The organism is Solitalea agri (assembly GCF_023914155.1).
Lineage (GTDB): Bacteria > Bacteroidota > Bacteroidia > Sphingobacteriales > Sphingobacteriaceae > Solitalea > Solitalea agri.
This window is the reverse complement of the sequence record NZ_JAMWYS010000024.1, coordinates 360,894-385,651: the sequence shown is the minus strand read 5'-3', so window position 1 is coordinate 385,651 and position 24,758 is coordinate 360,894. Positions and strand designations below refer to the sequence as shown.

The 24,758-nt window shown below is 38.6% G+C and carries 18 protein-coding genes; 10 read left to right on the top strand and 8 right to left on the bottom strand.

From position 1 onward, the window contains the following. The first annotated feature begins 56 nt into the window (after positions 1-56). The 7 genes from hemB to NF867_RS06375 all read left to right on the top strand — a co-directional run bounded on the left by hemB (position 57) and on the right by NF867_RS06375 (position 6,576). On the top strand, positions 57-1,025 hold the full coding sequence (gene hemB, locus NF867_RS06405) for a porphobilinogen synthase (protein ID WP_252586929.1): 969 nt from the start codon (positions 57-59) through the stop codon (positions 1,023-1,025). 97 nt (positions 1,026-1,122) lie between these two features. Next, complete coding sequence (gene hemL, locus NF867_RS06400) at positions 1,123-2,487, top strand: glutamate-1-semialdehyde 2,1-aminomutase (RefSeq protein WP_252586927.1); 1,365 nt, start codon at positions 1,123-1,125, stop codon at positions 2,485-2,487. Positions 2,488-2,534: 47 nt separating this feature from the next. Continuing rightward, complete coding sequence (locus NF867_RS06395) at positions 2,535-3,401, top strand: sensor histidine kinase (protein ID WP_252586924.1); 867 nt, start codon at positions 2,535-2,537, stop codon at positions 3,399-3,401. A gap of 86 nt (positions 3,402-3,487) precedes the next feature. Next, entirely contained in the window at positions 3,488-4,084 is a 597-nt protein-coding gene (locus tag NF867_RS06390; RefSeq protein ID WP_252586922.1) for a Uma2 family endonuclease, read from the top strand. Between the two features lie 70 nt (positions 4,085-4,154). Then, positions 4,155-4,853 (top strand): response regulator transcription factor, encoded by a 699-nt coding sequence (locus NF867_RS06385; protein ID WP_252586920.1) that lies wholly within the window; start codon positions 4,155-4,157, stop codon positions 4,851-4,853. An 86-nt stretch (positions 4,854-4,939) separates the two neighbouring features. Next, positions 4,940-5,968 (top strand): uroporphyrinogen decarboxylase, encoded by a 1,029-nt coding sequence (hemE, locus tag NF867_RS06380; protein ID WP_252586918.1) that lies wholly within the window; start codon positions 4,940-4,942, stop codon positions 5,966-5,968. Between the two features lie 74 nt (positions 5,969-6,042). Beyond that, entirely contained in the window at positions 6,043-6,576 is a 534-nt protein-coding gene (locus NF867_RS06375; protein WP_252586915.1) for a CopD family protein, read from the top strand. Between the two features lie 68 nt (positions 6,577-6,644). Here the strand turns inward: NF867_RS06375 and NF867_RS06370 are convergent, their stop codons facing one another. The 8 genes from NF867_RS06370 to NF867_RS06335 all read right to left on the bottom strand — a co-directional run bounded on the left by NF867_RS06370 (position 6,645) and on the right by NF867_RS06335 (position 22,306). Further along, positions 6,645-8,930 carry a GH92 family glycosyl hydrolase gene (locus NF867_RS06370; RefSeq protein WP_252586914.1) on the bottom strand — a complete coding sequence of 762 codons (2,286 nt, stop codon included), beginning with the start codon at positions 8,928-8,930 and terminating at the stop codon, positions 6,645-6,647. A 45-nt stretch (positions 8,931-8,975) separates the two neighbouring features. Beyond that, entirely contained in the window at positions 8,976-10,646 is a 1,671-nt protein-coding gene (locus NF867_RS06365; RefSeq protein WP_252586912.1) for an alpha-amylase family glycosyl hydrolase, read from the bottom strand. A gap of 166 nt (positions 10,647-10,812) precedes the next feature. Then, positions 10,813-13,110, bottom strand: coding sequence for a GH92 family glycosyl hydrolase (locus tag NF867_RS06360; protein ID WP_252586910.1), 2,298 nt, complete (start codon positions 13,108-13,110; stop codon positions 10,813-10,815). A gap of 410 nt (positions 13,111-13,520) precedes the next feature. Next, positions 13,521-14,024 (bottom strand): cupin domain-containing protein, encoded by a 504-nt coding sequence (locus NF867_RS06355; RefSeq protein WP_252586908.1) that lies wholly within the window; start codon positions 14,022-14,024, stop codon positions 13,521-13,523. A 49-nt stretch (positions 14,025-14,073) separates the two neighbouring features. Then, positions 14,074-15,507, bottom strand: coding sequence for a glycoside hydrolase family 125 protein (locus tag NF867_RS06350; RefSeq protein ID WP_252586906.1), 1,434 nt, complete (start codon positions 15,505-15,507; stop codon positions 14,074-14,076). A gap of 185 nt (positions 15,508-15,692) precedes the next feature. After that, positions 15,693-17,597, bottom strand: coding sequence for a SusD/RagB family nutrient-binding outer membrane lipoprotein (locus tag NF867_RS06345; protein WP_252586905.1), 1,905 nt, complete (start codon positions 17,595-17,597; stop codon positions 15,693-15,695). Positions 17,598-17,618: 21 nt separating this feature from the next. Beyond that, complete coding sequence (locus tag NF867_RS06340) at positions 17,619-20,744, bottom strand: SusC/RagA family TonB-linked outer membrane protein (RefSeq protein ID WP_252586903.1); 3,126 nt, start codon at positions 20,742-20,744, stop codon at positions 17,619-17,621. Between the two features lie 545 nt (positions 20,745-21,289). Continuing rightward, positions 21,290-22,306: a LacI family DNA-binding transcriptional regulator gene (locus tag NF867_RS06335; protein WP_252586900.1), complete on the bottom strand. Its 1,017-nt coding sequence runs from the start codon at positions 22,304-22,306 to the stop codon at positions 21,290-21,292. 169 nt (positions 22,307-22,475) lie between these two features. Here NF867_RS06335 and NF867_RS06330 point away from each other — a divergent pair, with 169 nt between their 5' ends. The 3 genes from NF867_RS06330 (at position 22,476) to NF867_RS06320 (ending at position 24,713) form a co-directional block, all read left to right on the top strand. Continuing rightward, on the top strand, positions 22,476-23,045 hold the full coding sequence (locus NF867_RS06330) for an RNA polymerase sigma factor (RefSeq protein ID WP_252586898.1): 570 nt from the start codon (positions 22,476-22,478) through the stop codon (positions 23,043-23,045). Continuing rightward, positions 23,026-23,799, top strand: a complete 774-nt coding sequence (locus NF867_RS06325) for a hypothetical protein (RefSeq protein ID WP_252586896.1) — start codon at positions 23,026-23,028, stop codon at positions 23,797-23,799. Before NF867_RS06330 ends, NF867_RS06325 begins: the two co-directional genes overlap by 20 nt. A gap of 89 nt (positions 23,800-23,888) precedes the next feature. After that, positions 23,889-24,713, top strand: a complete 825-nt coding sequence (locus tag NF867_RS06320) for an outer membrane beta-barrel protein (RefSeq protein WP_252586894.1) — start codon at positions 23,889-23,891, stop codon at positions 24,711-24,713. Positions 24,714-24,758: the final 45 nt, after the last annotated feature.

Below are 24,758 nucleotides of genomic sequence, written 5' to 3'. Positions count from 1 at the left end.
ATTACGAATTTCAAAACCATTATTCGTAATCCGTAACTCTAAATTCGAAATTCATTATGCTGTACCGTCCCCGCCGTTTAAGAAAAAATTCCGTTATCAGAGAAATGATTGCCGAAACACGTATCTCAAAAGATATGTTTATGTACCCTTATTTTGTGGTGCCAGGTAATAACATTGTTCATCCGATTGATGCCATGCCGGGGATCAGTCATTTTTCAGTTGATACATTATTGAAAGATGTTGAAGAAGGCTTAAAGTTGGGTATCAATAAGGTGTTGCTTTTCGGTGTTGGCGAAGAGAAATGTGAGGATGCTCATTCGGCCCATTCACATGATTCAGTAGTTTACAAAGCTGTAAAGGCCCTTAAGGAGAAATTCAAAGACGAATTATACGTAGCAACTGATGTTTGCACTTGTGCTTACACTACGCATGGTCATTGCGGTATTTTAAAAGATGATTATGTACAGAATGATGAAACTGTAGAAGTTTTAGCTAAAATGGCGTTAAGCCATGCCGAAGCTGGAGCTGATATGGTTGCCCCTTCTGATATGATGGATGGACGAATTGAAGCTATGCGCAATAAACTTGATGAGCATGGATTTGTAAATACGGCCATCATGTCTTATTCTATTAAATTTGCGTCAGCTTATTATGGTCCTTTCCGCGAGGCTGCCGATTCGGCTCCAAACAAAGGTGACCGTAAAGCCTACCAAATGGATTTCCGTAATCCACGAGAAACAATGCGTGAGGCAGAGTTGGATGAAGCGGAAGGAGCAGATGTATTAATGGTTAAGCCCGCTTTGGCTTACCTTGATGTTATCAGAGATTTGCGTCAAAATACTAACTTGCCGGTGGCATGTTATAATGTATCGGGTGAGTATTCAATGATTAAAGCTGCCGCTCAAAAAGGATGGGTAGACGAGCAAAAAGTGGTGATGGAGAATATGTATGCCTTTGCCCGTGCAGGAGCTAACATCATTATTACGTATCATGCCCGCGATATTGTTGCCAACAAATGGCTGTAATTACAGACATTTTAGTCTTTTAATTTGTAGTGGAGATAAGTTTTGGCGAGGTAAGGCGTTTTAAAACAAAGTTCATCTTAATTTTTGCGTTTCATTTATGTTTGGATTATTTAAGAAAGGTTCAGAAGCTGATCAGCCGGTAGCAACTACTGGAAAGGCGGATATTTCGAGGGAGAAATCAGCTGAATTATATGAGAAATCAAAAGAGTATTTTCCGGGGGGAGTAAATTCACCGGTACGTGCTTTTAAATCGGTTTATGGAACTCCTTTATTTATCGACAAAGGTGATGGTGCTTATTTGTGGGACGTTGACGGAAATAAATTTATTGATTTCTGCTGTTCATGGGGGCCGTTGATTTTAGGTCATAACAATTCTAAAATACGTGAAAAGGTAGCCGAAACAGCTTTAAAAGGTATGTCGTTTGGGGCTCCTACTGCTATTGAAAATGAGCTAGCCGAACTGATTCTTAAAAACAACAAATACATACAAAAACTTCGTTTTGTAAGCTCGGGTACAGAGGCCGTAATGAGTGCCATCCGTTTAGCCCGAGGATATACCAAACGTGATAAAATATTAAAATTTGAAGGCTGCTATCATGGTCACATCGATAGCTTATTGGTAAAGGCAGGTTCGGGTTTGGTTACTTTTGGAGAAACCAGCTCAGCAGGTGTTCCTGAATCATTTGCCAAAGAAACCATCGTTGTTGAACTGAACAATATAGAGGCCGTTAAGCAGGCTTTTAAAGAATATAAAGATCAGATTGCGGCTGTAATTATTGAGCCTATTCCGGCTAATAATGGTTTATTACTACAAGAACCTGAGTTTTTGCAGGCTCTTCGAGATATTACCAGTAAAGAAGGTACTTTGTTAATTTTTGATGAAGTTATCTCTGGTTTCAGAGTAGGTTTTGAGGGAGCCGCAGGATATTACCAGATTCAGCCTGATATTATTACTTATGGTAAAATTATTGGTGGAGGTATGCCGGTTGGGGCTTATGGCGCAAGCCGTGAGATAATGGCAAATGTATCACCTGAAGGCCCGGTTTATCAGGCGGGAACTTTATCAGGAAACCCAATTGCTATGGCTGCAGGTATTGCTCAGTTAACCGAACTTAGTCGTTCTGGTTTTTATAAAGATCTGAACAACAAAACACAGGAGTTTGCTGAATCCATTCAGCGTTTCGCTTCGGCAAGAAGCTATAAAGTGAAGGTACAGCAGATCGGTTCCATCTTCTGGATTGCTTTTACTGATCTGGAGAAAACACAAGCTGCTTCGCAGATAGACCCTGCCAGTATGGAAAAATTCAAACTTTTCCATCGCGAATGTTTGAATAGAGGAATTTACTTTGGTCCATCAGGCTATGAAGTCGGTTTTGTTTCCTCTGCTCATACTAAAACTGACTTAGAAGTTGCTAAACGAGCGATTTTCGAGGCATTAGATATTACTTTTAAGCATAAATAAATGAATGGGGAGACTCTAATCTCCCCATTCATGATCTTTTTAAAAAGATGAAACATAAAATTCCTCCTCTAACATTATTTTATGTTTTGATTGCGTATGTACTCTTCCAACTCATGTGGTGGGGACAGCTGCTTATTAATGCGCAACCACATAAAACTTCAATGGTTGTAGGCGAATTTTCTGTTTTTGTTGTTATTCTATTTTGGGGCGCCTACTCAATTAAGCGTTCTATTCAGGATGAAATAGCGCTCAACCGGCGACAGAAAAATTTCCTTCTTAGTGTTACCCACGAACTAAAGTCGCCTTTGGCATCCATCAAATTATATCTTCAAACTATTTTAAAACGCGATTTGGATAAAGAAAAGCAACAGGCGTTTATCCGTAATTCATTAACAGATATTGAGCGTTTAGATGATTTAGTAGAGAATATGTTGATGGCTACCAAGATTGAAAACAACTCATACAGTTACCCGAAAGAGCAATTCAATTTATCTGCTGCAGTGCAGGAGGTGGTGCAACGACATCAGGGTATTCTGCAAAAAAGAATCGTAAGGGCTGATATTGCCCCTGATATATTGATGATTGGTGATGAATTTACCATTGACTTAGTGGTTTCTAATCTTTTGGAAAATGCAGTTAAATATTCTGATGAAGGCACAGAAGTAAATCTTGTTCTTTGCAGGAAAAATAACCGAACTGTATTGATGGTGAATGATCAGGGAGTGGGAATTACGGATGAAGAAAAATCGAAGATATTTGATAAGTTTTATCGTGTAGGACAGGAGGATACGCGCAAAACAAAAGGAACCGGTCTTGGCCTCTTTATTGTAAAGCAGGTTTTGGATAATCATGGCGCTTCAATACAGGTGAAAAATAATCAACCGCAAGGAACTGTTTTTGAAGTCGTTTTTTAAAGGTTAAATGCCTGGTTTCTTTGAGTTTGTGAAGTAAAATGTCAGTGAACATTCAGAACTTTGCTTATCTTTCTTAAATGAACAGCATGAAAAACGAACTGCATGAACCCGATTTTACCTACGGTGGTCAATATACTTATGCTGATTATCTGCAATGGACTATTGACGAACGTTTGGAACTCATAAAAGGTAAAATATTTAAAATGAGTCCCGCGCCTAACCGAGTGCATCAAACATTAACTGGTTCTATTTATGTTTTCCTTTCCAATTTTTTAAAGCATAAGCCTTGTAAAGTATTTATTGCCCCTTTTGATATTCGTTTGCCAAGAAAATCTAAAGAAGATAAAGATATCATTACAGTAGTACAGCCGGATGTATGTGTGGTGTGTGATTCGGAAAAGATAGATGATAAAGGTGTGGTTGGGGCTCCTGATATTGTAGTGGAGGTTCTATCACCAGGAAACAATGCAAAGGAACTAAAAAACAAATACGAAGTTTACGAAGAATCAGGCGTAAAAGAATATTGGATCGTATCTCCCCAGAATAAAACTTTTTTAATTTATACGCTTGTAGATGGTTTGTTTCAGCCCTCAAAATTGATGACGGGAGGAGATGTAATCATTACTCCAGTTTTGCCCGGCTTTGTTTTAGATTTAAACGAATTGTTTGAAGATCTGGAGTAAAAATGACATTCGCATTACCGAAAAGCGGCATTCAATTTCATAAACTTGCATTTAAATTAACATCCCTCATATGAGTCAATCACGCATATTATTGGTTGAAGATGAAGAGCATTTGCTCGAAGCTATTAAACTAAATCTGGAGCTGGAGGGCTATCATGTTACCACAGCTATGGATGGGAAGAAAGCACTTCGCTTAATCAAGGAAGAGCGTTTTAACCTCGTGTTGCTGGATGTGATGTTACCAGAAATTGACGGGTTTCAGGTAGCTGAGACGATTAGGTTGCAGAATTATGATGTGCCTATTTTATTTCTCACTGCCAAAAACACCAGCGAAGACCGTGTGATGGGGTTAAAAAAAGGTGCCGATGATTATCTCACTAAACCATTTAACCTCGAAGAATTAATTCTTAGGGTAGGGATCTTGGTGAAACGAAGTCTTAGAAATACCGAAGAAGGAAAATCGTTAAATACTTACAAAATTGGCGATAAAGAGATCAATTTTACCAGTTTTGAACTTACTACCGATGATGGAATCACTACCATGCTTACCAAAAAGGAAGTAATGCTCTTGAAATTATTGATCGAGCGCAAAGGTGAAGTTGTTTCTCGAGAGCAGATACTTGAAACGGTTTGGAATTATGACGTATTTCCATCTACCCGAACCATTGATAATTTTATCCTCTCTTTTCGTAAATATTTTGAACCGAACCCCAAAGAACCTCGTTACTTTCATTCGATAAGAGGGGTTGGGTATAAGTTCACTGATTAATAAATTAAAATTTCGAGTTTCAAATTGCTAGTTGCGGGATAATGCTCCAATTCGTAATTCACAACCGGTAATCCGTAATACATAATATGAGTAATTTATTTATAGATGCTGCCTTTTCGCGGCCAACAGAACGTCCACCGGTTTGGATGATGCGTCAAGCAGGACGATTCATGAAAGAATACTGGGAGATCAAGAATAAATATTCGTTCCTGGAAATGTGTAAAACCCCTGAAATTGCAGCCGATGTAACGATGTTGCCGGTTGATCTTTTAGGAATTGATGCTGCCATATTATTTTCAGATATATTGGTTACGGCTGAAGCAATGGGTGGTCAGCTGTCGTTTGAGCAAGGTGTTGGACCCCAGTTTGCCAATCCTGTGCGTACCATGAAAGATGTGGAAGCACTTAATGTACCTCCTGCAAAAGAGTCGTTGAAATACGTTGCTGATGCCATTAAGATCATCAAGGAACGCTTGGCACCACATAAAACTCCATTAATTGGCTTTGCAGGTGCTCCGTTTACGGTGATGAGTTATTTGGTTGAAGGAAAGTCGTCAAAGAGCTTTAAGCAAACCAAATTAATGTTGCACAATGAGCCGGAAACAGCCAAGGCATTATTGTCGAAACTGGCCGTTATCACTGCCGATTATTTGAATATGCAAATTGAAGCGGGTGTTGATGCAATTCAGATTTTTGATAGTTGGGCAGAGGCCTTAGCCTGGGACGATTATAAAGAGTTCTCGCATTTTTATATTACCGAAATCATTTCGAAGTTAAATCGTAAGGATATTCCGGTTATTTCTTTCTGCAAAGGAAGTTCAGTGTTTGCGCCGTTAATGGCCGAAGCTAAGCCGGATGTAATTTCAATTGACTGGAATGTAGATCTGTTGGATATCAAAAAACGTTTGCCATCTAATATTGCGGTACAAGGTAATTTCGATCCTCATATTCTTTACGCTGATAAAAAGGTGATTAAAGAGCGCGTTTTGCGATTGATCGAGCGTATGAGAGGCGAAAATGGCTTCATCTTCAACTTAGGTCATGGTATTATGCCTGATCTTCCGTTTGACAATGTGAAGTACGCAATAGAGGTGATTAAAGAGTTTAAGTATTAATAGCACTAATAGCACGAATTATTCGAATTACACCAAAGTCTTCGTGTAATTCGTGCATAAAATACGTTCAATTCGTGTACTTATACATTAAAGCCGTTCATATCATTTTTGTAGTAAGCTGGTTCGCCGGCTTATTTTACATGGTTCGTTTGTTTATTTATCATACCGAGGCTAACGAACGTGAAGAATCGGAACGGAAGGTTTTACAAACGCAGTTCGAATTGATGGAATCCAAACTTTGGAACATCATTACTGTACCTTCCATGATTCTTACTGTTGGCAGCGGCTTGTGGTTGATGATCGAGATGCAATGGTATCATCATCCGTGGATGATGGTAAAATTCCTCTTTGTACTAGGTTTGCTTTGGTATCATTTCAAATGCCAGGTAATTATGAAGCAAATGCGAGAGGGCTTGTTTAAATGGACTTCTACTCAGTTAAGGATTTGGAACGAAGTAGCTACCATTTTTCTCTTTGCGATTGTTTTTCTGGTGGTTTTGAAAAGTGCACTTTCGTGGCTTTGGGGCTTTGTCGGACTTATACTTTTTAGTATGATTATCATGATGGCCGTTAAAATCTACAAGAAAGCCCGTATGCGAAAAGGTTAAACCTTAGGTATTAATAAACTATTTTTATTTAAAGGCCTGTCATCGATTTAGATGACAGGCCTTTATGTTTATTTCTTTTTAGGTTTAGCACTCATGTAGAACACCAGTTTACCACCATTCATAATATCTGCATGTTTTAATGCATAACCTGTAAGAGGTTTTCCGTTCAGCTCAATTTTTTGCACATATACATTTTTCTCGCTTTGGTTAACAGTTGCAATGGAAAACGTTTTACCGTTTTCTAATTGTAACTCTGCTGATTTTACAACAGGACTTCCTATCGAATATTCATCAGATCCTGGAGCTACTGGATAAAATCCTAGTGAGGTGAAGATATACCAGGCACTCATCTGTCCGCAATCATCATTACCACCTAAACCATCAGGAGTTGGTTTGTACTGATGCTTGAGGATCATTCTTACTTTGTCCTGCGTTTTCCACGGTTGATTGGTCCAGTTATAAAGGTAAGCTACATGATGAGCTGGTTCATTACCATGTACGTAATTACCAATAATGCCGTCGCGGGTAATATCTTCAGTTTCAGCAAAAAACTCATCCGGCAAATGCATAGAAAATAACGAATCAAGATGTTTGGTAAATCGGTCCTTGCCGCCCATCATCTCGATCATTTGCGCAGGGTTTTGAGGTACATATAAACTGTAATTCCAGGCGTTTCCTTCAATATAACCTTGTCCGTGGGTGCTCAACGCGTCAAAACCGCTTTTCCAGGTTCCGTCATTAAGCTTAGAGCGCATGTAACCTGTGGACGAATCGTAAACGTTTTTATAGTTTTCTGATCGCTTGATAAACTCTTCATAAATATCATTGCGTCCAAGTTTTTTGGCCATTTGTGCAATGCACCAATCATCGTAGGCATATTCGAGGGTCTTAGAAACAGATGAAGAGTTTTTATCCTCCGGAATATAACCCATTTTCATATAGTAGGATAAACCGTCGTAATATTGATTTCGGGCAGTTGTTACGCAGGCATCTAGAGCTTTGTTTGCATCGAAGTTAGCATTATCCTTAATAACAGCATCAGCAATTACCGAAACGCTATGATAACCGATCATACACCAATTCTCGTTTGCATAGTGCGACCAAACCGGCAGCATTTTATGAACGCTTTGATCATAGTGAGCCATCATCGATTGGATCATATCCTGGTTACGTTTGGGCTGGATAAGATTGAAGAACGGGTGTAAAGCCCGATAGGTATCCCAAAGCGAGAAAGTAGTGTAATTGGTGAAATTTTCAGTTTTATGAATGTTCTGATCTAAACCTTTATAGCTTCCATCTAAATCCATGTAGGTAGTTGGGCTCAAAAACGCATGATACATAGCCGTGTAAAAATTGATCTGCTCATCGTTGGTTAAGCTTTCCACCTTGATTTTATTTAATTCTTTGTTCCATTGCTGTTGGCCTTCGCGTTTTACACGGTCAAAATCCCAGTGAGGAATTTCAGCCTGTAAATTTTTTAAAGCTCCTTCGGTGCTTACCGGCGACAAGGCAAACTTGATCTTGATCATTTCTCCTCCTTCGGTATTGAAATCAAACCATGCCTTTATTTGCTTTCCCGCTATTTCAGGGAAATTTTTAGACTGATCGAATTTTCTCCAGAAACCTTTGTAAACATCGTTTGCCTGATTTTTAAAGCCATATTCTTTAAATGGCTTTGAGAACTTCATGGCGAAATAAACAATACGAGTACGAGCCCAACCATTAGTTTGACGATACCCAGTTATTGTTGAATCATTTTCAACCCGAACAAAGGTCCATACATTTTTATTTTCATAGTTATATATCCCCGATGTCAAATCGAAAATAATATGGGCGTTATCTGATTTAGGAAAAGTGTACTGGTGAAAACCAACTCGTGTTGTAGCAGTTAGTTCAGCCAAAATAGCATGATCATCGAGCTTAACTTTATAATAGGCAGGCTCGGCAATTTCGTTTGCGTGTGAAAATTTAGAGCGATATCCATTTTCCGGATGATCAGCAGTGCCAGGGTTTAATTGTAATGGACCTGTTGTCGGCATGATTAAAAAATCACCCAAATCGGAGTGACCGGTTCCGCTAAAATGAGTATGACTAAAGCCTACAATCGTTTTATCGTCATATTGGTAGCCTGCGCAATATTTATAAACATCGCCATTGTATTTTCCATTTTTTTCATAGCTCAGTGTATCCGTTTCAGGGCTCAGCTGAACGGAACCAAAAGGCACTGTTGCTCCGGGATAAGTATGTCCCATGCGCTGTGTACCGATTAGTGGTTTTACAAATTGGATGAAGTTTTTCTCTTGGGCAGAAGCAAAAAGAGGCAATAAAAAAATGGCTAGTAAAAGTTTCTTCATGAGTTATTTATCGATGGATAGAGCTAAAGTAATCACAAACATTAATTATTGGATTTTAAAAATACCGTAAGCAACACCATTCATTTTTATTTCGGCACTATTATTTTTAAGGTTGAAGCTGCAGTTTGAACTGTAAACAGGAACAAGCGACCTGGCATTTTTTATTTCAAAGTTGGCAGTAACATTACCTGCTGATGGATTTATTGCAATTACATAGCGTTCAGTTCCTGACGAACGCAGATACACAACTGGGTAGGTTTTCTCTTTAATATACAAAGCTTCAATTCCGCCATTATTGCCTAGAGCAGGTGAGGAAGATCGCCGTTTTATCAGTGACTTTGCAAAGTTTAACAGCGATTCTTTATCTGTAGTTTCCTGTTCAACTGTTGGCCGATTAGGGCTAGGGTCAATTGGTAAATAAGTAGTTGATGCTGTTGAGAAACCAGCATTTAGGGTGGAATTCCATTGCATGGGTGTACGAGTTCCGGCTCTGTTGTTCCCATCCGGAAGCACACTGCCTTCCACATCTGGTAAATCTTCGATATAACACATTCCAATCTCATCTCCATAATAAATAAAGGGAATTCCCGGCATAGTGAGCAGAAAAGCCATAACGGTTTTTAGTTCCTGAACAGAATTTCTACTTCCACAATTAGGCCGCTGAAAATCATGATTAGCGGAAGGAATAGCAACATAACCATTACCTTTTGTGGCATTTATCTGTTGAAGATAATTTATCCAAAACAATAGGAAATCACCTTTACCACTTTTATCAAAAAATGGATGTTCGCCTTTAAAAGTCCCGTGTTCATTAAAGAATAATGAGGGATAGCCTGCCACCCCAAAGTGCATCATAAAATCGATATGGAAACCTGCATTAATGGAATTCGTTGGGTTGCTCCATTCGGCGATTAAAACACCTTCTGAATACTTTTGCTCAAACCAGGTACGTGTTTCGGTCCACAGTTTTTTTGTTTCAGTCAGATTGTTATCATCTTTAATTAACGAGAAAGCCATATCAACCCTGAATCCATCTATGCCTTTATCCATCCAAAAAGCAATGATCTTTTTCAATTCATTACGCGTTGCTTTAGGGCCAGAAGCATCAACCGATTCTTGCCAGGGTTTGGTTTTATCAGGATTAGCATAGCCGTAGTTTAAGGCTGGCTGATAGTCGAAAAAATTCTTCAGATAGTTACCATTGCGCGGATAATTGTTTTTAATAAAGAAACTACCCGGAACGATATCTTTTGAAGGTGTCCAAATGTAGCGATGCGTAAATTCATTTGAATCAGCACGAGCAGAAGCCTGAAACCATGCATGCTGATCAGAAGTATGTCCCGCTACCAAATCAAGGCATATTTTTATCCCTCGTTTATGTGCCGCTGATAAAAGTTGTTTTAAATCTTCGACCGTTCCGTATCGGGGAGCAATTTTGTAAAAGTTGCTAACGTCATAACCTGCGTCTCTAAAAGGTGATTCGAAGATAGGATTCATCCAAATGGCGGTAATTCCTAAGTTTTTCAAATAATCCAGTTTTTGTTCAACACCCTTTAAGTCACCAACGCCATCTCCATTTGAATCTTTAAAACTTTGGGGGTACAGTTGGTAAAAGACCGCTTTACTCAACCATTTTGGGGTTTTCCATTGAGCATTTACTCCGGTAAAGTATAAACTGAAAAATATAGTGAGTGTGATTTTAACAATTCTACTCATATGATTGATTTAAAAATAGAGACGGGCTAAAAGTCTTGACTTAGTTACCTAGAGCGAGGCTTCGACTCCGCTCAGCCTGACATTAACCAGTTAGTCACCCTGAGCGAAGTCGAAGGGCAGACTATCTGGTTATTGTGACTATTTAGGCAGCCTCTTTATTTGATTCTTATTTCTCGTCTTTGCTAAATGAATAAGGTTCGTCTTCAATACGAGTTCCTTTAGTCGTATTAGGAGTATCGCTCATATCAAATGAAATGGAACCTCCTTTTAGTAAATCAAAATGATTGATCCAATTTTTTGAATAAGGCTTAGTGTTAAACAGAGCAGATTTAACATATAAGTTTTTATCGCTGTTTTTTGGAGCCTCGATTACAAATGATTTTCCGTTTTCTAGTTTTAGTATGATTTTCTTAAACAAGGGAGCCCCTAAAACGTATTGATCGGTTGCGGGACAAACAGGGTAAAAGCCCATTGCCGAAAATACGTACCAGGCTGAAGTCTGTCCATTGTCTTCGTCTCCACAATAACCATCTGGCGTAGCTTTGTAGAAATTATCTAATACTTTACGTGCCCAATACTGCGTTTTCCAAGGCTGACCAGCAAAGTTGTATAGGTAGATCATATGCTGAATAGGCTGGTTGCCATGGGCATATTGGCCCATATTCATGATCTGCATTTCTCTGATTTCGTGGATCACAGAACCATAATAGCTTTCATCGAAAACCGGTGGCATTACAAAAACGGAATCCAGCATTTGGGCAAACTGGGCTTTCCCGCCCATTAAATCCGAGAGTCCTTTAATATCATGAAATACGCTCCATGAATAATGCCAGCTATTACCTTCGGTAAAGGCATCTCCCCATTTAAAAGGATTGAATGGAGATTGGAAAGTTCCATCCTGGTTCTTTCCTCGCATTAGCTTAGTTTCAGTATCAAACAGATTCCGATAATTTTGCGAGCGTTTCGCATACAGCTCCTGTTCTTCTTTAGGTTTGTTTAAAGCTTTTGCAAGCTTATAAATGGTGAAATCGTCGTATGCATATTCCAGTGTTCGGGCAGCATTCTCATCGATTTTTACATCATATGGAACATATCCCAGTTTGTTGTAGTATTCAACGCCTCTTCGTCCTACCGCATCCATTGGACCTTCATTGTTAGCTCCATGTTTTAGGGCTTCATAAAGTGTATTGATGTCATATCCTCTTAAGCCTTTTATGTAAGCATCAGCCACGACAGCTGCAGAATTATTACCTACCATAACATTTCTAAAACCCGGACTAGACCATTCTGGTAAAAATCCGCCTTCCCGGTAAGCATTTAATAAACCTTCCTGCATTTGTTTGTTGATGCCCGGATACATGAGGTTTAAAAATGGGTACAGTGCTCTGAATGTATCCCAAAAGCCCGTTCCGGCAAATAAGTAACCGGGTAAAACCTTGCCGTTATAAGGACTATAATGAATAACCTTATTGCTGGCATCTAATTCATAATGTTTCTGCGGAAACTGAAGTGTCCGGTACATACATGAATAGAATGTGCGAGTCTGGTCAACTGTACCACCTTCTACAGTAATGCGGCTTAGTTCTTTATTCCAGGCTGCTTTCGCTTTTTGTTTGGTCTGCTCAAAGTTGTCGGTTCCAATTTCTCGCTTCAGGTTAAGTTCTGCTTGTTCAAAACTGATAAATGAGGATGCTACTTTTAGGTTTACTTTTTCTCCTTTAGAAGTTTTGAAACCGATAACCGCTCCAACATGATTAGCCTGATATTCGAGTGTGTCTTTTGCTAATTGTTTATTATGCCAGGCTGCTGCCAACGTAAATGGCTTATCAATATAAACGACAAAGTAGTTTTTAAAATTAGTGGGTACTCCACCACTGTTTCTGGTTGTGTAGCCTATTATTTTGTTCTCCTTAGGCAGAATTTTGATATAAGAACCTTTATCAAAGGCATCGATTACAACAAAAGAACTGTCGTTTTTGGGGAAAGTAAATCGAAACTGGGCAGCTCTTTCGGTAGGAGTAATTTCAGTGGTTACATCTGCATCGGCTAAATAAACGCTGTAGTAGTAAGGCTTAGAAACTTCAGCTTTATGTGAAAACCAACTCGCCCTGGCGTTTTGTTCAAACTTTAAGCTTTGCGTAACAGGCATTATCGCAAACTGCCCGTAATCATTCATCCAAGGTGAAGGTTGATGGGTCTGCTTGAACCCTCTAATTTTATCAGCTGCATACTGATAAGCCCATCCATCGCCCATAACATTGGTTTGGGGCAGCCAGAAATTCATGCCCCAGGGTACGGCAATGGCAGGGTAGGTGTTCCCGTTAGATAAACTCACCTTAGAGTCGGTTCCCATTAAAGGGTTGATCCACTCTACCGGATCGATAACTTTTGTAACTGTTTGGGCATTTAATGAAAAGCTGTAAAAGAAGAGAGAGAGGAAAATAAGGGTATGGATTTTTTTCATATTAATCGTTAGCCAGATTTGAAATGTACGAAAGAAACATGGGTTTTTAATTGCCAAGCAAATTTTGTGAGCGTAAATAGGCTATCAGTGATCTTTATAAATATAAGCTAAAAAACGTTTTAGCTACAGCGATTAAATATTTCCAATCATTAAAACACTGTTGCTTACAGAATCAATTTGGTTATTGAAATGGTCGGGGGATGACCTGGATGCGTTTAATATTTCCAATCGTAAAAAACATCCTGTATATCTTATCCTCATTTTGATCCTAAACAAGGCTAAAACGTTTTAGCAAAAATATAAAAAATTACGACTCAATACATTGAATGAAATAAAAATTGATGTTAAATTTTTGTTGGCTATAATTACCATTCGCTTAACAATCAAATAATACCATTGAATGTTAAGCATTATTTCCTGCCGAAATCATCCTGTAATCTAACTATATCATCTTCATCAGAAGGATGGTCAACGTCTGTATGCTGCCATATTTCAGCAACCACGCCCCATTCATTTAAACCGATTAAACGATGGCGCTGGCCTTTTTGTAAAACAATTATTTCGCTTGGCTGATAATTGTCGATGTTCTTTTCTTCATCATTATCACTGGTTGCTACAGCCACCTTACCATTTACAACACGCCATATTTCGGCCCTGCGGAAATGATATTGCCATGATAATCGCTTACCAGGAGCAACCAATAATATTTTCGGACTTAGTTTGTTGCCAATTAACAATTGCTCTTTACTGTAACCCGGAAAATAATTCTCAATGAATTTTTCTGCGTCATTTTCGTCAAGTACGAAAAAGCCTCCCCACGGGCGTTGATCGTCTTTACTAACAATTGTAAAACCCTGTTCTTTCAACTGGGCTTCAACAGAGCTGAATAAGTTTGAATTAGTTTGTGTTTGCATTTTGTGTTTGTTGTATAAGAGAGTTTAATTGTTATTTAATTCGATACCGTTAAATCTGTTTGAGTAGGGCAGGTTTCTGAAGCCATGTTTCATAAATTAACTCGCCAAATAAGGTATTTGCCCAGGCAAACCATTTGCGAGTAAAGTTTTTAGGATCGTCTTTATGAAACGATTCATGCATAAATCCAGTACCTCCATGCGTTTGAATTAATGTTTTTATGCATTGTTTAATTTCTGTTTCGTTGGATGAGGTAAGTCCGCGCATAATAATGCTGAGTGGCCATATCATGTTAATACCAGCATGCGGGCCCCCAATGCCTTCAGCGGCTTTACCTTTATAAAAGAATGGATTGTATTCGGATAAAACTAATTTGCGTGTATTTTGATAAATGGTATCGTTTTGAGCCACACCGTTTAAATAAGGTAATGATAATAATCCTGGTACATTGGCATCGTCCATTAGGTTAAAACTGCCAAATCCATTTACCTCAAAAGCGTAAACTTTACCTTTTTGAGGATGAATTACAGTAGAATATTGTTTTAATGCATTGCTTACTTCTGTTGCCAACTCATTGCAACTAGTGGCTAAAGTTTTATCACCATGAATTTTTTCTACCATTTCAGCAGCTTGCTTTAATGATACAACTGCAAAGAAATTGGACGGTACAAGGAAAGGGTAGATAGTAGCATCATCACTCGGACGGAAAATAGAACAGATCAATCCTACCGGTTTTACAGGATATCCGTAGCCTGCCAGTGGAACGCCATCAGTCGCCCAGGCTGTGGTACGCTGAAATGAATATGGTCCGTTTCCGTTCTTCCGTTGCTGCTCTTTAAATGTTTGTAAGGTTAATTGAATCCCTTCTTTCCAATAAGCATTAAAAGGGGAGGTGTCACCTGTAAGTTTCCAATACTGGTGAGCCAGCCTGATAGGATAACATAATGAATCAATTTCCCATTTGCGCTCGTGCACACCCGGTTTCATGTCTGTTAAATCAGAATGCTTCCATTCGCTTACTTTGGTTTCATCCTTATAAAAAGCATTGGCGTATGGATCTTTATGAATACACTTTGTTTGTCGGTTAATAACGCCGGCAATAAGTTGTTGGAGTTGGGCATCCTGAGGCATTAGCGATAAATACGGCCAAACTTGTGCTGTACTGTCCCGCAACCACATAGCATCGATATCTCCGGTAATTACATACGTATCAGGCTTACCATCAATCATTTCAAAATCAACTGTAGTATCCAGTGTATTGGGAAAGCAGTTTTCGAACAGCCAGCCTAGTTCTTTATTAGGTAATTCGGCTTTAATTTTTTTGATGGTTTCTTCAACGGCTTTGCTGGTAAACTTTCGATCCGAAAGGGGAGGACGTTTACTCTCAAAGCCAGCGTCTGTAAAAGCAAATAATTCTTTAGGTTGAAGAGCCAAGCCTGCACCTACAATGCCTGATGTTTGAATGAATTTTCGACGTGAAAGCATGTTAAAATGATTTATCAGGTTAAATATAAAAAACTGCACCCACAGAGCTAGTAAAGTGCAGTTTAATTATGAGCGATTTAATATGTTTTAAGATTAGTTAACTCAAATAATACCTCCGCCGAAGCGGAGGTATACCAAAACAACCAATTGTTTGTATGAAAAAAACTAACCAACTTAGTTTTAAACTATTGCCTTTTAGCCCACCAAAGTGGAGTTAGAACAGCGTCTGCACCACCCAAGAAACCAACTGCCTGGGCATAACCGGTGGCATTTGCGTTTTGTAAGCTCGATGGATATTTCAAACGCTGAGGGAAGAATTCAACCTTGCTGCTCATGTAGTTACCCGAATTTAAAGCTGGCAGATTCACTAAAGGTGTTTCGATTGCAGGATTCTCGAAAAACGGTAAGCCTAACCTTCTTTGGTCATTCCATGATTCCAATGGTAACCATGGCGTTTGAGCAATGAACTTTTGGGTAATGATTTTGGTTAAATGGTCGTTTTTCACCGTTCCATTTTTGTACAGATCATTTTTAGGATATGAAATGGTAACTACGCCCGGAGCATCGGTATATCCATTTTTGTAATTCATGGTATATGTTGCTGACGGTTCAGTAGTGTGATCCCAACTTACCGAAGTTCCGGCTCTGTTAAAATCCTGAGAATTTAAATAAGTGCTTAAATATGAGTTCACACCCCAATAATCGAAGCTGGCTTTGATACCCGCTTCGTATGCGCTTTTTCCAGAAACAGGAGTTCCCCAGCCACGCTCTGCAGCTTCTGCCAATAAGAAATAAGTTTCCCATGGAGCAAAGAAAATGCGCTTGTTTTGGCTTTTTCTGAAGTTACTTGCCAAACGAGGCATGGTTCCTTCATAGGTTACCACCTGATTTTTTGTTCCTTTAGCACCCCATGCACCAGCAACGCGAGCATTCCAGGTGTATTTAGCATCTATTTCTTTAACAACATCACCAGTAGCGCTTACAAGATTTCTTTTAGTATTCACCGCATCATCACCGCTATTGGTGAAATCTGGGTTGTTCACATCGCCAGGGATAATAAAGGTTTTGTAAGCACGAGGATCAATGGTATAAGGTAAACCATCAAACCAGAAACCGGCCGATGGGTCGTTGGTTTTGCTGGTAAAGTGCTCATCGAATTTTAAGCCCATCCAATCGGCAGGTTTAATATTTGAATAGAACGCTTCAGAAAGCTGATCTTGTGATTTTACTCCTCCTAAGCCTAAGTACAAATTGTTTAATGAAGCAGAAATTGGCTGCGTATTCCATGGACGGCTCATTACACCTGTTAAGGCATCCCAACCATCTTTCTCCTGAACCTGGAAGGTTTCATTTGAAGTAATGATCAGGTCAGTTAAACTTGCAGCTGCGTTTTCAAATTCTGTTTTAGCTTTTGTAGCGTCAACTTCTGATAAACGCATGGCCAAACGCATACGCATTGATTGACAATATTTTTTCCATCTTTTATAATCGTATCCATAAGCAGGATCTTGTTTTTCTAAACCAGCTGGATTAACAATGTTTACATCCAGTTTAGTGCCTGCATCTTTAAGTTCGGCTAAAAGGAAATTGTAAACCGATTGAACATCAGAGAAATTGGGGTTAGCTCCCTGAAATGCATTGATTGGAATAGGGCCAAAATTATCTGACATTTCGCTCATCAAGTATGCACGCCAGATACGGGCAACCTGTATTAAATTGCTGGTATAAGGTTTTTGCTTACCTGATTTTACCTGGTCTTCAGCAACCTGGATAGCGGTATTAATAGAGTTCAACCATCCCGAAACCTGGTTGTAGTAAGCTGTCGTCCATCCGTCATCATAATTACCAGCCGAAATTGCGGTTACGCTGTGCTGGTGACCTGCAGTTTTCCAATATAAAATGAATGAACGTTCTGCCACATCAGGATCCATTTGTGCCCCAATAATTGAGTTGTTGATGAAATATTCAACTTGCACTTGGTCAGGGCTGGCAGCTATGGGATCGTAATTAAGTGATTCAAAATCTTTACAGGCTGTTATGACAACGCTTGCAGCCAATAGCATGCACGATTTTTTTAATATATTTTTCATTGTTGATTTCAGATTAAGTGGTTAAAAGCCTAATGATAAGTTAAATAAGAAGGTGCGGGTTGTTGGAGCACTGGCATTCTCAAAGCCTACTGCGTTTGTACCGGTCGCATAAACCGATTCAGGATCAACACCGTTCATATGGCTCTGAATTAACCAAACATTGTTGCAGGTAAGTCCTACTTTTACTTTTTGTATTGGAGTTTTAGCTAAAAACTTAGCAGGTAGATCATAGCTCAACTGAACGTTTCTTAAACGCACGTTAGAAGCATCGTAAATATTGGCTTCAGTAATACCCATATTACCTAAACCGGTAACGGTTTGCCAGTAAAGCTGAGGGGTAACTGCTTTTGCGTTTTCTTGATAGCTGTTTGTAGCCTGATTAAATACAGCACCTTTTACAATCATCTCCTCGCGACCACCATTTACAACGGTTGCTGCTGCAGTTCCGTTTTGTTGCATAGCAACGTTTGTTCCTGAGAATATTTTACCACCAAAACGTGCATCAAACTGAAACGATAATCCGAAACCTTTATAGTTTAAAGCATTGTTAATTCCTAAAAGACTGGTAGCTTGCTGATTACCCAGTTTAGCATTTTGCTCTCCTTTTTGAGGTAATCCATTTGCGTCTAACAATAACTGACCATTATACGGACTGTTAGCATCTTCAACTCTTAAGAATTTGCTTCCATAGATTTCGCCGTATTTTTGACCGGCAACAGCCAATATTTTTACATCATCATAACCACCTAAGCGGTAAGCAGTAACTTCATTACCCAACGAATTAACTGTATTGTTGTTAGTTGAATAATTTACTGAAACTGTCCAGTTTACAGATTTTGGATTGTTTAAAATGCGGCCATCGGCAGTAAGCTCAATACCCTTGTTTTCAATATCACCAACGTTAATTTTTTTCGAGCTATAACCACTCAACGGGTCCATCGGAAGGTCAATTAATTGATGGGTTGCATTTGATTTATACAGGGCGAAGTCAAATCCGAAACGGTTAGAAAAGAAGCGCATTTCAGTACCGATTTCATATGATTTGATCAACTCATTTCTAACGTTTGGATCATACAGAACATCGTTTCTTCCTGCTGTGGTATTACCATTAGGATCTTTTCCAATTTTATAAGTATTGTATAACTGATAAGGAGGAAGGTCATTACCAACACTTGCAAGCGAAGCTCTGATTTTACCATAACTCATCCAGCTAGGCAAGGTTTTGCCAAGTTTCTCAAGCATGTCGGTATAAACCAATGAAACGTTGGCTGAAGGGTAGAAGTAAGAATGGTTTGCAGGACTTAAGGTCGACGACCAGTCATTTCTGAACGTTCCATCAACAAATAAGTAACCATCCCAGTTTAACTGTACCGAGCCATACACTGAGTTGATTTTCTTTTCAGCATATTTTTGTTCGATGGTAGGATTGCCTTTGCCATTATTTAGAGAGAATAAGTCTCTTGCATTTAATTCACCAGCACTACTGTTAATTGAAGTAAATTTTTGAGCCATGAGGTTCCCCCCAACAGTTGCCAAACCACCTAATTTGCCTATTACGTTATCCTTTTTTGCGGTAAATAACGTACTGAAATTGGTTTCTTTAAAGCTTTGCTCACCTAAACTGTACTGACCTGTTGATGTGATTGGACTTCCTCCGTAAAGCTTAGCTTCAAAGTTGGTTGTGTACATATCAGCACCACCTTTAACTTCGGCATTTAACCAATTGGTAAACTCATATTTTAACGCTCCATTTAAAATAAAGCGATCGCGGATATCCTGGTTTAAGTTGTATTGACTTCCCCAGTATGGATTCACCTGATTGGTATTGTTGTACCAATACATATTATTGTTTTGGTCCAATGCCTTGCTAAACTGGGTAATATCCATTGAGCGTGGCAATAAATACGTCACAAAAAAGGCGTTATCTCTGCGTGGGCCCCCTTGAGGACGGTTATAGGCTCCAGAGTTAGTGTATTGAACTTTTGTGTCCACCGTCCAGCGGTCTCCTTTGCCGAATCGGCTTAACGCTTTAGCCATTAAGTTTAATCGGTTAAGTTTTACCCCAGGAATCATACTTTGATCATTTAAATAGTTGAATGAAGTATATACTGAAGTTTGATTGTACTGCTGTTGAAATGAAACATTTTGATTGTATGAAACTCCTTGGTCCAGGTAGTTAGAAACGTTATCATAGGCAGCCATTTGCATGCTTTTTCCGTCCCAGTTAGTTACATTTTGACCTTCAATTTTTGGTCCCCAGCTTAAGCCTGATAACGCATCGAAAATGTTGTTATCGCCCTGTCCAAAATTATTTTGCATTTTAGGATTAGTGAAAACGTTTTCAAATCCGATAGATGAAGAGGCGGTTATACCTAAACCTTGTTGTTTTTTACCTGTTTTGGTTGTAATTAAAATAACACCATTACCTGCTCTTGATCCGTAAAGTGCTGATGCTGAAGGCCCTTTCAGAACTGAAACGTTTTCAATATCATCCGGGTTGATATCAGAAATACCGTTACCCATGTCCAATCCCGGATTCCAGAAATCATTATTGGTCGTACCGGTGAAATTGTTAACAGGTACACCGTCAATCACAATTAAAGGTTGATTATCACCGGTTAATGAGTTATTTCCTCTTAGCACCATTTTTGATGAACCGGCAGGACCGTTGCTCGAACGAACAACCTGTAAACCTGCAATTTTGCCTGTTAATGAGTTAGCAAGGTTTACTTCGCGTGTTTCAACAAGGTTTTCTCCTTTAACTTCTTGCATTGCATAACCCAATGACTTTTTCTCGCGTTTAATACCTAATGCAGTCACTACAACTTCGCCAAGTTGCTTGTTGTTTTGCTCCATGGCGATATTGATAACTTTAGCTGTACCTACTTTTACTTCTTTCGTAATGTATCCAACAAATGAGAATACCAGCGTAGATTCATTAGAAACCGAAATACTGTATTTCCCGTCGAAATCTGTTCGGGCAGCTGTAGAACTCCCTTTTACCATTATTGTTACCGAAGGAATGGGCTGATTGTCTTCGGCCGATGTTACTGAACCAGTTATGGTTCGAGTTTGAGCCAGGGCTCCAAAGCCTGAGAGCAATAATAGCAGTAGGCCCATTGAGATTTTTGTAATGATTTTTGACATAAGCACTCTTGTTAAGTTGTTTTATTAATTGGGTAAAGTGTTTCAATTATTTATTGCTAAATCGTTTTAGCTAAACTATCATAGTTTGTTCGATCTATATGATAATTTTTAATAAAAGATTGCTATTGCAGGGTAGGAGAGATTAATTCATCTTCCTTTCCCTGTTTGTGTTTTTAATTGGTTGTTATTTTCAAGAATAAGATCTTGATTATTCATAAATGCAATAGGAAAAACTATATCGTTTTAGCTATTAAAAAATCAATAGTTAATAAAGGCTAAAATCAATGTTGCCTAATTTTTCCTTTTCAATTCGAAATACTGTTTTGCTTGTATGTTCATAATTGGTTGTAAATGCTATAACGATTTAGCATTTTGTTCAAAAAAAATCAGGAAAGCATGCCTGAGTTTTTTATAATATTTAACTATTAAAATTGCTTCCACTATAGAGGGTTATATCATACAGCCTGGCAGTAAATTAAATATAAACCCAATATTAAATATGATAAATCGATTTTGCAAGTTTTTTCTTTGTTTTCAGAATTTTATTATGTTGAGCCCCTGATAATTAATTTTAATGGCAAGCTCTGGTTAGTGGATGTAAAAGAATAATTTGTCTTTTCAAGCATATCGGTTAATATTCCGGTTGCTGCTTTCGCTATATCTTCTACAGGTTGTCGAATACAGGTAATGCCAGGTGGATATAAACGAAATAGATCGTGGTCATCGAAGCAGATCATAGCAACATCATTCGGAATGCGTAAGCCGAGGTTCAGAATACTTTCAAGTCCAATAATTCCTAAATAGTTAGTGGCAAAAAAGATGGCATCTAAATCAGGGTGATTACGGATCCAGTTACTGATCATATTCAGAGCGCCCTCTTTTTCATAGTTATAGGGAAGCTGTAAAATATAACTGTTATCGACTTCGATTCCATTCTCTTTTAATGTGTTAATATATGCCTTGGTACGGTGCTGCATGTGTTCCAACTCAATATCAATGGTTACAAAACCGATTTTTTTGTAGCCTTTGCTTATTAAATGATTCATACCCATTTGAGCACCCGCATGATTATCAACGGCAATATAAGGAACAGTAAAACCAGGGAGGTTACTATCTACGAACACCACAGGTTTTTTGTGAGTGATCAGTTGGTTAATAGCATTTTCCATCCCCAAAGCCGGTGATATCAAATAACCGTCAACCTGGCGTTGAGACAACATGTTAATGATGTCACTTCCTTTCTCACTATTATTATCAGTGCTGCTTAAAACTACTTTATAGCCATGTTTTTGCGCCTCGGTTTCAACAGTTTTAGCCAATGAACTAAAAAAATCACTGGTAATGGTTTCAACAATCACGCCCAGCATTTTTGATTTTCCCGTACGCAATGAAACTGCAACCTGGTTAGGTTGATATCCCACCTCCTGGATCACAGCCAAAATCTTATTAGTCATTTCTTCACTAATGCGCATTTCTTTGGCTTTGCCATTAATAACAAATGAAACAGTGGAGGGTGAGGCTCCTGTGAGTTTGGCAATATCTTTAAGAGAAACTTTTTTCATCCTTGCTAACAGGTATTAAAAATGGTGAAGATAACATATAACAATGTTAATGTGTAAACATCAATTTATAAATCTGTGCTCACAAGTTTTTATTTTAGTGAAATAAATAAAAATTATTGTTAGTCGTGCAACCATTATAAGATCATGGTCATCTTATAATCGAAACCAAATGAAACTGATGCATAAAATAGGGGTGGATGAATTAGTGGCCGGCTGTCGGAATGGAAACCGAAAGTCGCAGGAGGCCTTGTATAAGCATTTTTCATCCAAGATGTTGGGAGTTTGCTTGCGTTACACCCGAGATAGAGATGAGGCGGAAGACGTTTTGCAAGTAGGTTTTATAAGGATGTTTGAGAAATTGTATTTGTATAAAGGAGAAGGGGCTTTTGAGGGTTGGCTACGTAGAATAATGGTAAATACAGCTATTGAATTCTATCGTCGCAATTCGAGAATGTATCCGGTAGTGGATTTAGAAGAGGCCGAAAATCAAAGCAGTAGTGATCTGCCAATAAATAATTTGAATGTGCAGGAACTTTTAAACCTAGTACAAAAATTACCACCGGGATACCGGATAGTGTTTAACATGTATGCTATTGAGGGTTATGGACATAAAGAAATTGCCGAACAATTGGGTATTTCAGAAGGAACATCCAAATCGCAACTAAACAGAGCCCGCACACAATTAAAAGAATGGATATTAAAAATGGAGGGAGGCAGTAATGTCGCAACTATCAGATAAAGATTTCGATAAGCTTTTTAGTGAAGCATTTGAGAATTTTAACGAAGAACCATCGGCTAAAGTATGGTTTTCGGTTGAAAACGATCTTGAACGCCAGCGTTTAGCCGGCCGGAAAATACGATTAGCACAATGGTCAATTGCGGCTTCTGTAGTTTTATGTCTGGTAGCTGGGGCTTTGTTTTTAACAAACAAGCAACAGCTCAAGGGTGATTCAATAGTAAGTGTTGGCAATAATGACCCTAATCCTGATAAAGAGATAAAAAGTCGGGCGGTGATCATTCAATCTCCAAAAGCACAGTCGGCTCAACCAGCAGAACCTGGTACAGAAACAAAAGAACAGAAGACAGCACCTGTTCGTAAAAAAACACCTGCTAAAAATAAAGTAAAAGCAGATGTTGAAATGAGTGATACACGGTTGGCTCAGGTTTCGAATACCGAACCAAGCTTTATCCAGGCAAAAAATAGTACTGGTGCTATTCCTTCAGATCAATGTATTCCAGTGGTAGAACCGAAACTTTTGCATCAGGCGTTGATAGCTTCTAATGATGCGACAGATGAAGGCGGAATTCCAACAATTGGAGATGCATTAAATTATATTGCCGCCAAAGTTGATAAACGGGATAAGAAGTTTTTAGCCATCAACAAAAAAAGCAGCAGCTTTTCGTTGAATCTGGGGGTGATAAAATTTGAACGTAAACGTCAGGCGGAAGAAGAAGAAGAACAGGGAAATTCGGCAGAGAATCAAACTCGCTAAACTCAAAAAACTTAATAATTAATTACCAGGCTTGCTTATTAACATAACGCAAGGAGGTTTCCTTTTGTCAAACGATTATTGAAAATAGAATGAAACATTTACTAACACTGGCAGTACTACTAACGATTTTAGGAGTCAATGGAACAAGTGCCCAAACTGTCGACACGGTCAAGAAAGATACTATAAAGGGCAAAGCCGATTCAACCATTATAAAGATGGGCCCCACAGATAATGTAACAATTATCATCCGTTCGGGTGAAAGTACCGGATATAATTCAAGTCATAAGGATAAAAGCCCGTTCCGATTCACTCTTTTAGGTGGTATTGACTGGGGGTTTACCAATTGGCTTGATAATGGAAGCTTTACTACCTCTGATCCAAACCTGGAATTGCGCACCAATAAATCGTCGAACTTTACTTTAAATATTGTTTCAGGAAGTTTAAATATCTACAAAAAGAAATTTAAACTAAATGCAGCTTTGGGTATCGACTGGCAAAACTATCGTTTTAAGAATGATATTACTCCACAAGCAAATCAAACAACCTTTACCTACGTTCAATCAGATGTTGAGTTGAGTAAAAATAAGTTGATGTCGAAATACATTATCCTTCCGGTAGTATTTCACTACCAGCCAAAATCGTCAAATAGAAATAAAGGCTTTTTTGTTGAGGCAGGGATGGACTTTGGATATTTGTTGATGGGACGAACAAAACAGATTAGTGATGAGCATGGTAAAGTGAAAGTAGAGGATGATTTTAACTTTAAGCCATTCAGATATGGGGTATTGGGTCGCATCGGATACGATTGTGTCTCTATCTACGGTAAATATTATTTGAGCGATGTATTTGCACCCGGTCAAGGTCCTGAATTAAATAATATTTCATTCGGAATTTCATTAAGTGGTTTTTATTAGGATTCAAATTATGTGGCAAAAAAGAAGCCTGTCAGCAACGACAGG